This is a genomic window from Pseudomonas cichorii (genome assembly GCF_015471405.1).
Lineage (GTDB): Bacteria > Pseudomonadota > Gammaproteobacteria > Pseudomonadales > Pseudomonadaceae > Aquipseudomonas > Aquipseudomonas serbiensis.
Genome location: NZ_BLVZ01000011.1, coordinates 116346 through 128292 on the forward strand (window position 1 = coordinate 116346; position 11947 = coordinate 128292).

Here is an 11947-nt window from a genome sequence, read left to right on the forward strand (position 1 = left end):
TTTACGGCCATGGAGACACCGCAATGATCATTGGGGAAAGGCTGTATGTCGAAGGCATCTTCGACAGCCATACATGGACCATCAGCTATCTGGTGATGGACCTTGCCAGCAAGCAGTGCGCGCTGATCGACAGCGTGCTGGACTATGATCCGAAGTCCGGCCGTACCCGCACCGAGTCGGCCGATCGCCTGATCGAGCGGGTCAGGGCTTTGCAAGCATCGGTGCAATGGATACTGGAAACCCACGTCCATGCGGATCATGTTTCGGCCGCGCCGTACCTGAAACGGCAACTGGGCGGACAGATCGCCATCGGCAGCCATATCAAGGCCGTACAGCAAGTCTTCGGCAAGCTGTTCAACGCACCGGAGGACTTCGCCCGCGACGGCACCCAGTTCGATGTACTGCTGGATGACAATGGCGCCTTTTCCATCGGCTCGCTCCAGGCTCAGGCACTGCATACGCCGGGTCATACACCCGCCTGCATGACCTATCTTGTGCAAGTTGGTGACGAAACTGTCGCGTTCGTCGGCGATACGCTGTTCATGCCCGATTACGGCACCGCGCGCTGCGACTTTCCGGGGGCCGACGCCCGAACCTTGTATCGCTCCATTCACCGAATCCTCAGCCTGGCGCCACAAACCCGGCTGTTCATGTGCCATGACTACCTGCCCAATGGCCGCGAACTGCAATACATGACGACCGTTGCCGAACAGCGCGCCAACAACATTCATGTACACGAAGGCATCGACGAAGACGCTTTCGTCACAATGCGCGAAGCACGGGATGCAACCCTGGAAATGCCGGTCCTGATGCTGCCGTCGGTGCAGATCAACATGCGCTGCGGCCACTTCCCCGAACCGGAAGCAAACGGCGTCAGCTACCTGAAAATCCCGCTTAACGTCCTTTGAAGTGCTGTACGCACCCGGAAAGCCTGATATGAGCCCGATATGCCCCATTCACCCTGGGCTGATCCATGGATGAGCACCAACTGCTGGGCGCGGGCCTGGGTATGATCATTGGCGCGGTGCTGGCGCTGACAGGTGCAGGCGGTGGCATTCTGGCAGTGCCGATGCTGGTTTTCGGGCTTGGGCTTTCCATGGTCGAAGCCGCGCCCATCGGCTTGCTTGCGGTGGGTATGGCAGCGGCAGTCGGTGCCATTCTTGGATTGAAACAGGGCATTGTCCGCTATCGTGCCGCGCTTTATATCGCCGGCATCGGTGTGCTCATGTCGCCATTGGGCCTGTGGCTCGCCCATCGTCTGCCCAATACACCGCTGGCACTGCTCTTTGCCGTTGTGATGCTGTACGCCTGCGGACGGATCTTTCTCAAGGCCACCCGCGAGCTGAAATACGGGCCACCGGCCTGTCGTCAGGAAGTCTTGCCTTGTGTGCTCAACCCGCTGCAAGGCCGGTTACGCTGGACAATGCCCTGCATTCGGGCTCTGACACTGACCGGGATGACTTCGGGATTGCTGTCGGGGTTGATCGGCGTCGGCGGTGGTTTTGTCATCATCCCGGCACTGACCCGCTATAGCGACCTGAACATGAAGAGCGTCGTCGCAACTTCATTGGCGGTCATCGCACTGGTTTCAACCGGCAGTGTGATTACCGCCTCCGTAGCTGGCGTAATGCACTGGCCCGTCGGCGCGCCTTTCGCGCTGGGGGCCATTATCGGCCTGATGGGCGGCAGACAGGTTTCCCGCTACCTCGCAGGCCCACGCTTGCAGCAGTTGTTCGCCATTGCCGGGTGGGCTGCCGCCGTCATGCTTATTTTCAGCACCCTGACTTGAGAGGGCGATTACGATGGTCATCGACTGGCTTCACTTCACACCCTGGTCATCGCTGGCCGGTGGTCTGTTGATCGGCCTGGCAGCCAGCCTGTTTGTGCTGGCCAACGGGCGCATTACCGGGATCAGCGGCCTGCTGAGCAGCCTTTTGCAGACGGGTGAAGGTCGTGCCGAGAAAGCCTTGTTCATTTTCGGCCTGTTGATAGCACCCCTGATCTGGGGGCTGTTTACCGTCTTGCCCGCCATGTCGTTTGAAACCTCATGGCCTGGCCTGATTGTGGCAGGCCTGCTGGTCGGTATCGGCACCCGATATGGCTCTGGCTGCACCAGCGGTCACGGCGTATGCGGTATCGCTCGCCTTTCTCCCCGCTCGATGGTGGCAACCGTGACCTTCATGCTGACGGGCTTTGCCACGGTATTCATTCTTCGCCACCTGATCGGAGCCTGATCATGCGCAAACTCACGGCACTGATTGCTGGCCTTCTGTTTGGCACCGGCCTGTTGATGGCTGGTATGACTGACCCCGCCAAGGTATTGGGCTTTCTCGACATTGCCGGGCAATGGGACCCATCTCTTGCATTTGTGATGATCGGCGCTATCGCAGTGGCATTCCTGCCGTTTCGCTGGGCAGGCAAACACCGCCATTCACTGCTCGGAGCCCCCATGCAACTGCCAGCCAGCCGAACGCTGGACAAGCGGCTGATCGGTGGCAGCCTGTTGTTTGGCGTCGGATGGGGCATTGCCGGGTTGTGTCCTGGTCCTGCCGTCGCTCTGCTGCTGACTCTCCAGTGGCAACCACTGGTTTTCGTTATTTTGATGCTGGCAGGCATGTTGATTTTCCGGGCTCTGGAAACCCGTTCAAAACGCTGATCCGGCAGAGTTGTGCAGCCCGGCCAGCAGCAAACGCTGGTACAGCTCTTCTTTCAGACCTTGAGGCTCGTCAAGTTGCATGCGCTGCAAGTGCTCGATATAGGCCGAAGGCTCGGGCGCATCCAGTGTGGCTTTGCCCAGCTCCAGAATCTCGGTGAGCTTGAATTTGCTCTTGAGCCAGTTCAAGGCCCGCAGCAGATCACGCTCTCGCGCAGTGAAATCGCAACCCAGCGGATATTCGATGAACAGCGCCGGATAGCGGGATGCAATGTCTTGCAGGCGCTCGGGGGTGTTCTGGGTAAAGCGCGGGTCGAGGTGAAAATCCTTCGGCAGCTTGCCGGCTTTCTGCGCCTGCTCGATCAGGCCGCTCTGAAAGCGTGAGTCACTGATGTTCAGCAGTCGCTCGATCACCGTCGCATCGGTCTGACCACGCAAGTCGGCAATGCCGTATTCGGTCACGACAATATCGCGCAAATGCCGGGGAATGGTCGCGTGGCCGTACTGCCAGACGATATTGGAGCTGATCTCGCCGCCCGACTCCCGCCAGCTTCGCAGGATCAGAATCGAGCGTGCGTCTTCCAGCGCATGAGCCTGGGAAACGAAGTTGTACTGGCCGCCGACGCCACTGAGCACACGCCCGTCTTCCAGTTGATCGGACACCGCCGCGCCCATCAGGGTCATGGTGAAGGCGCTGTTGATAAAGCGCGCATCACGACGTTGCAGGCGCTTGAGCTCTTCGTTGCCGTACAGCTCGTTGATGTAACTGATAGCAGTCATGTTGAACTGCGCCAGTCGCTCCGCAGGTAACTCACGCAAGCGCTCATAAAAACTCAGCGGCCCCAGGAAAAACCCGCCATGCAGCACGACGCCATCCGGGTGAACGCTTTCATCGAGGGTTCCCAGGTTGGCCAGCCGTTGCAACTCGACATCGGCATACACCTTGCGCCGCACAATACCCGCGTCGGCCAGCACCAGCAGGCCGTTGACGAACATCTCGCTGCATCCGTAAAGCCCGCTGGCAAAAGGCTGGACGCCACCTTCGCGGTCGATCAGGGTCTGCCAGTTGCTCATGTTCAGTTCCGCGAGCAACCCGCGATAGGTTTCGTTATTGGCTTGCCTGGCCAGCAGCGCGGCGGTCAGTGCATCGCCCATGGAGCCGATGCCAATCTGCAAGGTGCCGCCATCGCGAACCAGCGTGCTGGCGTGCAGACCGATGAAGTGATCCTGAAAGCCCACCGGCATGTTGGGGGTCGAGAACAGGACGCTGCGCTCCTGCTCATCCAGCAACACATCAAAAGCATCGGCATCCAGTTCTGAGTCGCCGGGCATATAGGGCAGATCGGCATGGATCTGCCCCAGAATCAGAATCGTCTCGCCCGCAGCCCTTCGCCTGGCGACCATCGGCAGCAGGTCGAGGGTCACGTCGGGGTTGCAGCTCAGGCTCAACTTGCCGGGCCTTTGCTCATCACGGGCGACCAGTTGCGCAATCAGGTTCAAACCGCTGGCATTGATGTCCCGCGCCGCATGGCTGTAATTGCTGCTGACGTAGTCTTGCTGGGCCGCTTCGCTGTTGAGCAGGCTGCCCGGCTGCATGAAGAATTGCTGGATGCGAATGTTCGGCGGCAGATCGTCACGGCGCAGCGCCGACAGGAACTCCAGCTCCGGGTAATCCCCGAAAACCCGCTCCAGGAAAGGCTCCAGAAAACGTCCCTGCAACCCCTCACCCGCCGGCGGTCGACCCAGACTCAACGCGGTATAAATCGTCAGTTGCCGCTCGGGAAGCTGCCGGATGCGCTCGTACAGCGCATTGACGAACCGATTGGGCTTGCCCAACCCCAGAGGCATGCCCATATGAATATGCTCGGGCAACTGCGCGAGCACATGATCGACGGCTTGCTCAATGGAACAGGACTTGGGCATCCGAACTCTCCGGGGGTTGTGGCTGGATGGAGGTTGGACCGTCTTGAATGAACAGCGTTGCGGCCCGTAACGGGATTTCTTACACGCGATTGCCTACCCGATGCATCACGGGTGGGCAACGACCCTGGCCTGCAACTCGACCCCCATCGCACGCATCACTTTGAGGATGGTATCGAAACGAGGCTTGGCACCCGGTGCCAGTGCCTTGTAGAGGCTGGCACGCCCAAGACCGGAATCCTTGGCAATTTGCGCCATGCCACGGGCTTTCGCCACATGACCAACGGCACGTATCAGCTCATCGGTGTCGCCTTCGGCCAGCACCTGGGAAAGGTATTCGGTTATTGCTTCATCACTGTCCAGCAGCGATGCCATGTCAAAAGGCACGAGGATCTCGTTCATCATCAAACCTCCTTAGCCATTGTTTTAGCCCGCTTTATATCAGCAGGCTGGGTTGATTTATCGCCTCCCACCAAGAGGACAATGAGCGTCCTGTCGCGGGTCGTGAAATAGACACGGTAGCCAACGCCTACATCCACGCGCATCTCGGAAACACCTTAGCCCACTGACTTCACGTCACCCAGATTACCTGCGGATGCACGCTCGATGCGCCGGGCAATGGCGATTCTTGCGCACATATCACGCAAGGCGGCATGCCATGAAGCGAAAGTACTGGTTTGCTGAACACTATAAGTCATGACGCAAGTGTATCCAACTGGAGACAAAAGTATCACGAAAACTCTGTAAGAATTTCTACCGTTCAGCCTTTGGTTTTCTGTGGCCACAAAAAAACCGCCGAAGATCAGGTTTCCGCGGCGGTTCTCGATACAGCGTTGAGCTTATTTGAGCCCGGACATCTTCTGAATCGCACCTTTGAGGTCCTCATCGGTGCAGTCGCCGCAGGTGCCTTTGGGTGGCATGGCGTTGAGGCCGGTGATGGCTTTGGCCAGCAGGCCGTCAAGGCCACCTTCTTTCCTGGCTCGCTCGTCCCAGGCGGCAGTGTCGCCGATCTTGGGTGCATTCAGCAGCCCGACGCTGTGGCAGGCGGTGCAGTGTTTGGCGATGACATCGTCCGCAGATTTCGCGCCGCCGCCACCGACTGATGCCGTGACTGCCATACCTGCGCATTCCTTGCCTTGAATACAGACCTGCCCGACCGGTTCGAGTCGTTTGGCAATTTCATCATTCGTCGCTGCCTGAGCGTTGAATGCCCAAAAAGCCAACATGGCAGCCGCTGCCAGTCTCTTGTTTATCAGGTTCACGCTTACACCCTCATGGTGACTAATCACGCCCGCGACCACGGTTTGGCAGGCGGGCGAATTATAGCGACTAGCCCTTTGAGCCGAAACACCCCTACAGACAGAAAGGTTATTAGCCTTGAAGCCCATTCATGGGGTGTCTGGCCAGCCAGCCCGTATACATGAGGCGATTGCGCTACTTCTGGTCAAAAATTGGCCGGGGTGGCTGCGCTGATTAGTCGCGCCGGCACATCGAACGGATTGCGGAATCGATGTGGTTTGGTGCTCTCGAAATAGTAGCTGTCGCCTGCTTCGAGGATGTAGGTGTCCAGACCGACGACCAGTTCCAGTCGTCCTTCGACCAGAATTCCGGTTTCTTCGCCTTCGTGTACCAGCATTTCTTCACCGGTATCGGCCCCTGGCGGGTAGATTTCGTTGAGAAAGGCAATGGCCCGACCGGGATGCGATTTGCCCACCAGCTTCATGGTCACGGCACCATCGGAAATATCAATCAACTCGCTGGCCTTGTAGACCACCTGGGTTGGATTTTCCGGCTCAAGCTCTTCGGAAAAGAACTCGACCATGGACATGGGAATCCCGCCGAGCACCTTGCGCAGGGAACTGATCGAGGGGCTGACGCTGTTTTTCTCGATCATGGAAATGGTGCTGTTGGTCACACCTGCCCGCTTGGCGAGTTCGCGCTGGGACAGGCCCTTGAGCTTGCGAATGGATTGCAGTCGTTCACCGACGTCCAATGCGGCATTCCCCCTGGTTCGGTAAGGTTAAAGTCGAGATGAACGACATGATGGCAACAGCGTTCAGTATTTACAACACTTCGGACTTTTAACCGGGCCAGCGGGGTCATTCTTGCGAATAGACCCTCGGGACACGCCGCAGATTGCAGAATATCTGGTAAGGGATGGTGCCAGCCTGCGCAGCAACTTCGCTGGCCAGTACGTTCTTGCCCCACAGCTCGACACGGCTGCCGAGGCCCGCCTGAGGCAAGTCGGTCAGGTCCACACAGAGCATGTCCATGGAAACCCGCCCCAGCAACCGGCTCGGTTGACCGTCGATCCAGACCGGCGTACCAGTAGGCGCCTGGCGCGGATAGCCATCGGCATAACCCATGGCGACTACACCGACACGGGTCGGGCGTTCGGTGACAAAGATGGCGCCATAACCCACAGGCTCGCCAGCAGGCAGTTCGCGCACGCCGATGATTTTCGACTCCAGAGTCATCACCGGCTGCAAGCGGTCAGCCAGTGCCTGCGGCTGGTCGAAGGGCGTTGCGCCATACAGCATGATGCCGGGACGTACCCAGTCACTGGGAATATTCGGCCAGCCCAGTACCGCGGGCGAGTTGCGCAGGCTGACTTCCGCCATGAGGCCCTGGCGGGCGGCCTCGAATACGGCGACCTGCTCATCGCTGCGCGAGCACGCCAGTTCGTCGGCACGGGCGAAGTGGCTCATCAAGACGATCTTCGCCACCTTGCCGGTCGCCAGCAGACGTTGATAACCCGCCTGATACTCGGACGGATGCAAGCCGACCCGGTGCATGCCGGTGTCGAGCTTGAGCCATACGGTCAACGGCTTGCTGATGCTGGCTTTTTCGATGGCTTCCAGTTGCCATAGGGAATGCACGACGAACCACAGGTCATGCTCAACGATCAGCGCCAGCTCATCGGCCTCGAAGAAACCTTCCAGCAACAGGATCGGCGCACGAATGCCCGCTTCACGCAGCTCCAGAGCCTCTTCGATGCAGGCCACGGCAAAACCGTCGGCTTGGGCCTCCAATGCCTGGGCCACACGCACAGCGCCGTGACCATAAGCATCGGCCTTGATAACGGCGAGGGCTTTGGCACCGGTCGCTTCGCGGGCCAGTTGGTAATTGTGACGCAGGGCTTGAAGATCAATCAGGGCGCGGGCTGGACGCATGGGAAGATAGTTCTGATATAGAAAAGATTAAAACTCATGTAGGAGCGAATTCATTCGCGAAAGCCACACCCAACACATCCATGCAGTATGCGGCTCAGCCTTCGCGAATGAATTCCTACGGTTATGGCAACGCAGCAACCACTGAAAGCTCGACAAGGATCTCCGGTTCGCACAGCTTGGCCTCGACCGTCGCACGCGCAGGTGCGACGCCTTTTGGCAGCCATTTGTCCCAGACACTGTTCATGCCGGCAAAGTGAGCATCGATGTCCTTCAGGTAAATCGTGACAGACAGGATGCGACTTTTGGTTGTGCCTGCCAGGTCCAGAAGACGCTCGATGTTATCGAGTGTCTCGCGGGTCTGCTTTTCGATCCCGCCCGCCATGTCATCCCCCACCTGCCCCGACAGATAAACGGTGCCATTGTGGACGACGATCTGACTCATGCGCTCATTGGTGAGCTGGCGCTGGATTGACATGTTTTGCACTCTCCTTGGTACTGCCATAGCGAGAAATATCGAGGCCTGCGGCACTGATCTGAGGTTTTTCGCTCGCCATGAGGTCGGCCAGCAAACGCCCGGAGCCGCAAGCCATGGTCCAGCCAAGTGTTCCGTGGCCGGTATTGAGGAACAGATTACGGAACGGCGTTGCACCCACGATAGGTGTGCCATCCGGCGTGGTCGGACGCAGCCCGGTCCAGAAACTGGCCTGGGTCAGATCGCCGCCCCGAGGATAGAGGTCGTTGACGATCATCTCCAGTGTTTCGCGACGCCGAGGGTTGAGCGACAGGTCGTAACCGGCAATTTCAGCCATACCGCCAACGCGGATACGGTTGTCGAAACGGGTGATGGCAACCTTGTAGGTTTCATCGAGAATGGTCGAGGTCGGTGCCATGTCGGTATTGGTGATCGGCACGGTCAAGGAATAGCCCTTGAGCGGGTAGACCGGCGCCCGGATACCCAGCGGCTTGAGCAATTGCGGCGAGTAGCTGCCCAGCGCCAGCACATAACGGTCTGCGGTTTCGAGCTTGCCATCGATCCAGACGCCATTGATACGGTCGCCCACATGGTCGAGGCGCTCGATGGACTGGCCGTAACGAAACTCGACGCCCAGCTTGACGGCCATTTCCGCCAGACGGGTAGTGAACAGTTGGCAGTCGCCGGTCTGGTCGTTGGGCAGACGCAATGCACCACTCAGAATGTTGGTGACGCCAGCCAGAGCCGGCTCGACCCGGGCAATGCCTTCGCGGTCCAGCAGTTCGTAGGGCACACCGGATTGTTCGAGAACCGCGATGTCTTTCGCAGCGTTGTCCAGTTGCTCCTGGGTGCGGAACAACTGAGTGGTGCCCAGGCTGCGGCCTTCGTAGGCAATGCCGGTTTCAAGACGCAGCTCGTCGAGGCAATCGCGGCTGTACTCGGACAGACGCACCATGCGCTCCTTGTTCACGGCATAGCGGCTGGCGGTGCAGTTGCGCAGCATTTGCGCCATCCACAGGTACTGATCGATATCGGCCGTGGCCTTGATCGCCAAGGGCGCATGACGCTGAAGCAGCCATTTGATTGCCTTGAGCGGCACGCCCGGCGCAGCCCATGGCGATGCGTAGCCTGGCGATACCTGGCCGGCGTTGGCAAAACTGGTTTCCATGGCTACGGCTGGCTGACGATCCACCACTGTAACCTGGAAGCCGGCCCGAGCCAGATAATAGGCACTGGTTGTACCGATCACACCACTACCAAGGACCAGAACACGCATGTCGACAACCTCATCGCGGATATCCGCTGACATTTGAAGTTTAAAGCAGGAATGTGTGCAGTATATTGAGCATCGAGCAGTGTATCTCACTGTATATCTGCGTATATTCAGCGCTAATTATCGGCAAAGAACGTTTTCGTAGAGGGGAAACCGCCTGTGCGCACTCAACACCAGTCAAAACGTGAGCTGGACAAGATCGACCGCAATATCCTGCGCATCCTCCAGGCAGACGGACGAATCTCGTTCACGGAGCTTGGGGAGCGCGTCGGGCTGTCGACCACACCCTGCACCGAGCGGGTGCGCAGGCTGGAACGCGAAGGCATCATCATGGGCTACAACGCCCGTCTCAACCCTCAGTACCTCAAGGCCAGCCTGCTGGTTTTCGTGGAGATTAGTCTGGATTACAAATCAGGCGACACTTTCGACGAGTTTCGTCGGGCAATCCTGAAACTGCCTCATGTACTGGAATGCCATCTGGTGTCAGGCGACTTCGACTACCTGGTCAAGGCCCGCATCTCGGAAATGGCTTCGTACCGCAAGCTGCTGGGCGACATCCTGCTCAAACTGCCCCATGTGCGGGAGTCCAAGAGCTATATCGTGATGGAAGAAGTGAAGGAGAGCCTGAACCTGCCGATTGCGGATTAACCCCAATGCCCCCCGGTGGGAGCGAATTCATTCGCAAATAGGGTTTAGACCAGCACCTGCCTTGTCGAAGCCATGTACTCATGGATCTGTTTCTCGACCCGAGGATGAATCAGCTCGACAGGTCGCCGTCCGTTCGGGCATGGCAGGGTCTGGGTGGTACCGAACAGACGGCAGATCAGCGGGCGCTCGTCATACACCGTGCAGCCGTTGGGGCCAAGATGCACACAGTTCAGCTCGTTCAGCGCGGCTTCCTGTTCGGCGGCGGTCTTGCGGGGCAGGCGGGACATTTCTTCGGGTGAGGTGGTCACCGGGCCACAGCAATCGTGGCAACCAGGCACACACTCGAACGAGGGAATCTGACGCCGCAGATCGCGGATTTTTTCACGGTTGCAGCTCATTGAATCGACCACCCGAACACAGTGATGGGATTTTGCCTCAGTTGGCAGGCGCATGACAGCGGCTTATCCTCGCTGCTGATTTTCACCCCCGCCAACAGGATCACTCCATGAACGCCCGCGTTCACCACAACCAGCACGCCGCCTCGTATTACGCCGCCAGCAGCCATCCGCAACCGGATCACCCTGCGCTACAAGGTGAGCTGACGGTGGATGTGTGTGTGGTTGGCGGCGGGTTTTCCGGGCTGAACACAGCCATCGAACTGGCCGAGCGTGGTTTAAGCGTTGCCTTGCTTGAAGCCCGCAAGATCGGCTGGGGTGCCAGCGGACGCAATGGCGGGCAATTGATCCGTGGCGTCGGCCATGACCTTGAACAGTTCACCCCGGTCATCGGCCATGACGGCGTGCGCCAGCTCAAGCTGATGGGGATCGAAGCGGTCGAGATCGTTCGCCAGCGGGTCGAGCGCCATGGCATCGACTGCGACCTGAAATGGGGTTATTGCGACGTCGCCAACAAGCCGCGTGATCTTGCCGGTTTCGCTGAAGACCTCGAAGAATTGCGCAGCCTGGGCTATCGCCACAGCCTGCAACTGCTGCAACCGGAACAGATGCACTGCGTAGTGGGTTCGGATCGCTACGTCGGAGGCATGATCGACATGGGTTCCGGGCATCTGCATCCCTTGAACCTGGCGCTGGGCGAAGCCGCCGCCGCTCAAGCGCTGGGCGTTCGACTGTTCGAGAACTCAGGCGTGACGCGCATCGACTATGGCCCGCAGGTCAGAGTGCATACCGCATCGGGCTCGGTTCAAGCCAAAACCCTGGTGCTGTGCTGCAACGCCTACATGAATGATCTGAACCCGGAACTCGGCGGCAAGGTTCTGCCTGCCGGCAGCTATATCATTGCGACAGAGCCGCTGACCCAGGCACAGGCAGCCGAACTGATACCGCGGGACATGGCGATCTGTGACCAGCGGGTGACGGTGGATTACTACCGGCTTTCAGCCGACCGGCGCCTGCTGTTCGGTGGCGCGTGTCACTACTCGGGGCGCGACCCACAGGACATCGCCGCCTACATGCGGCCCAAGATGCTTGAGGTCTTCCCGCAACTGGCCGGGGTGAAAATCGATTATCAATGGGGCGGGATGATCGGCATCGGTGCCAACCGTCTGCCGCAGATCGGCCAGCTCAAGAACCAACCCAATGTGTTCTATGCCCAGGCCTATGCGGGCCACGGCCTCAATGCCACTCACCTGGCAGGCAGATTACTGGCCGAAGCCATCGCCGGTCAGCACAGCGATGGCTTCGAGTTGTTTGCCAGGGTGCCGCACATGACCTTCCCCGGCGGCAAGTATCTGCGCTCGCCATTGCTGGCGCTGGGAATGCTCTGGCATCGGCTCAAGGAACTGCGCTGAC

The 11947-nt window shown here is 59.0% G+C and carries 14 protein-coding genes and 1 pseudogene; 6 read left to right on the plus strand and 9 right to left on the minus strand.

Translation table 11 applies throughout. The annotated features are described in order from the left end of the window. Positions 1 to 23: 23 nt before the first annotated feature. The 4 genes from JL015_RS18425 (at position 24) to JL015_RS18440 (ending at position 2656) form a co-directional block, all read left to right on the plus strand. Entirely contained in the window at positions 24 to 908 is an 885-nt protein-coding gene (locus JL015_RS18425) for an MBL fold metallo-hydrolase (RefSeq protein WP_201019456.1), read from the plus strand. Positions 909 to 973: 65 nt separating this feature from the next. Then, positions 974 to 1789 (plus strand): sulfite exporter TauE/SafE family protein, encoded by an 816-nt coding sequence (locus JL015_RS18430; protein WP_201019457.1) that lies wholly within the window; start codon positions 974 to 976, stop codon positions 1787 to 1789. A 13-nt stretch (positions 1790 to 1802) separates the two neighbouring features. Next, the gene (locus JL015_RS18435; RefSeq protein ID WP_201019458.1) at positions 1803 to 2234 is read left to right on the plus strand and encodes a YeeE/YedE family protein; all 432 of its coding nucleotides are present in this window, start codon (positions 1803 to 1805) and stop codon (positions 2232 to 2234) included. A gap of 2 nt (positions 2235 to 2236) precedes the next feature. Beyond that, complete coding sequence (locus JL015_RS18440) at positions 2237 to 2656, plus strand: DUF6691 family protein (protein ID WP_201019459.1); 420 nt, start codon at positions 2237 to 2239, stop codon at positions 2654 to 2656. Here the strand turns inward: JL015_RS18440 and JL015_RS18445 are convergent. The 8 genes and pseudogenes from JL015_RS18445 to dadA all read right to left on the minus strand — a co-directional run bounded on the left by JL015_RS18445 (position 2645) and on the right by dadA (position 9494). Then, entirely contained in the window at positions 2645 to 4576 is a 1932-nt protein-coding gene (locus JL015_RS18445; protein WP_201019460.1) for an acetyl-CoA hydrolase/transferase family protein, read from the minus strand. The two genes, JL015_RS18440 and JL015_RS18445, sit on opposite strands and share 12 nt — an antisense overlap. A gap of 105 nt (positions 4577 to 4681) precedes the next feature. Next, positions 4682 to 4975 carry an addiction module antidote protein gene (locus JL015_RS18450; protein WP_201001063.1) on the minus strand — a complete coding sequence of 98 codons (294 nt, stop codon included), beginning with the start codon at positions 4973 to 4975 and terminating at the stop codon, positions 4682 to 4684. A 2-nt stretch (positions 4976 to 4977) separates the two neighbouring features. Beyond that, positions 4978 to 5271 (minus strand): annotated as a pseudogene (locus JL015_RS27745) (type II toxin-antitoxin system RelE/ParE family toxin). Between the two features lie 141 nt (positions 5272 to 5412). After that, a complete protein-coding gene (locus tag JL015_RS18465; protein WP_201019463.1) occupies positions 5413 to 5835 on the minus strand; it encodes a c-type cytochrome in 423 nt (140 codons plus the stop codon). Between the two features lie 182 nt (positions 5836 to 6017). Beyond that, the gene (locus JL015_RS18470; RefSeq protein WP_025257935.1) at positions 6018 to 6566 is read right to left on the minus strand and encodes a cupin domain-containing protein; all 549 of its coding nucleotides are present in this window, start codon (positions 6564 to 6566) and stop codon (positions 6018 to 6020) included. Positions 6567 to 6672: 106 nt separating this feature from the next. Beyond that, the gene (gene alr / locus JL015_RS18475; protein WP_201019464.1) at positions 6673 to 7746 is read right to left on the minus strand and encodes an alanine racemase; all 1074 of its coding nucleotides are present in this window, start codon (positions 7744 to 7746) and stop codon (positions 6673 to 6675) included. 121 nt (positions 7747 to 7867) lie between these two features. Further along, positions 7868 to 8221, minus strand: coding sequence for a RidA family protein (locus tag JL015_RS18480; protein WP_201001054.1), 354 nt, complete (start codon positions 8219 to 8221; stop codon positions 7868 to 7870). Beyond that, positions 8193 to 9494, minus strand: coding sequence for a D-amino acid dehydrogenase (gene dadA, locus JL015_RS18485; protein WP_201019465.1), 1302 nt, complete (start codon positions 9492 to 9494; stop codon positions 8193 to 8195). Before dadA ends, JL015_RS18480 begins: the two co-directional genes overlap by 29 nt. Positions 9495 to 9650: 156 nt before the next feature. Between dadA and JL015_RS18490 the strand changes: the two genes are divergently transcribed. Further along, positions 9651 to 10139: an Lrp/AsnC ligand binding domain-containing protein gene (locus JL015_RS18490; protein ID WP_025257931.1), complete on the plus strand. Its 489-nt coding sequence runs from the start codon at positions 9651 to 9653 to the stop codon at positions 10137 to 10139. Positions 10140 to 10183: 44 nt separating this feature from the next. Here JL015_RS18490 and JL015_RS18495 read toward each other — a convergent pair whose 3' ends face one another. After that, positions 10184 to 10537, minus strand: coding sequence for a YkgJ family cysteine cluster protein (locus tag JL015_RS18495; RefSeq protein ID WP_200993666.1), 354 nt, complete (start codon positions 10535 to 10537; stop codon positions 10184 to 10186). 107 nt (positions 10538 to 10644) lie between these two features. Here JL015_RS18495 and JL015_RS18500 point away from each other — a divergent pair, with 107 nt between their 5' ends. Further along, positions 10645 to 11946, plus strand: a complete 1302-nt coding sequence (locus tag JL015_RS18500) for an NAD(P)/FAD-dependent oxidoreductase (RefSeq protein ID WP_201019466.1) — start codon at positions 10645 to 10647, stop codon at positions 11944 to 11946. Position 11947: the final 1 nt, after the last annotated feature.

Coding starts and splice junctions, on each gene's coding strand:
- JL015_RS18425 (WP_201019456.1), top strand. CDS start 24: ATGATCATTGGGGAAAGGCTGTATGTCGAAGGCATCTTCGACAGCCAT.
- JL015_RS18430 (WP_201019457.1), top strand. CDS start 974: ATGGATGAGCACCAACTGCTGGGCGCGGGCCTGGGTATGATCATTGGC.
- JL015_RS18435 (WP_201019458.1), top strand. CDS start 1,803: ATGGTCATCGACTGGCTTCACTTCACACCCTGGTCATCGCTGGCCGGT.
- JL015_RS18440 (WP_201019459.1), top strand. CDS start 2,237: ATGCGCAAACTCACGGCACTGATTGCTGGCCTTCTGTTTGGCACCGGC.
- JL015_RS18445 (WP_201019460.1), bottom strand. CDS start 4,576: ATGCCCAAGTCCTGTTCCATTGAGCAAGCCGTCGATCATGTGCTCGCG.
- JL015_RS18450 (WP_201001063.1), bottom strand. CDS start 4,975: ATGAACGAGATCCTCGTGCCTTTTGACATGGCATCGCTGCTGGACAGT.
- alr (WP_201019464.1), bottom strand. CDS start 7,746: ATGCGTCCAGCCCGCGCCCTGATTGATCTTCAAGCCCTGCGTCACAAT.
- JL015_RS18480 (WP_201001054.1), bottom strand. CDS start 8,221: ATGTCAATCCAGCGCCAGCTCACCAATGAGCGCATGAGTCAGATCGTC.
- dadA (WP_201019465.1), bottom strand. CDS start 9,494: ATGCGTGTTCTGGTCCTTGGTAGTGGTGTGATCGGTACAACCAGTGCC.
- JL015_RS18495 (WP_200993666.1), bottom strand. CDS start 10,537: ATGAGCTGCAACCGTGAAAAAATCCGCGATCTGCGGCGTCAGATTCCC.
- JL015_RS18500 (WP_201019466.1), top strand. CDS start 10,645: ATGAACGCCCGCGTTCACCACAACCAGCACGCCGCCTCGTATTACGCC.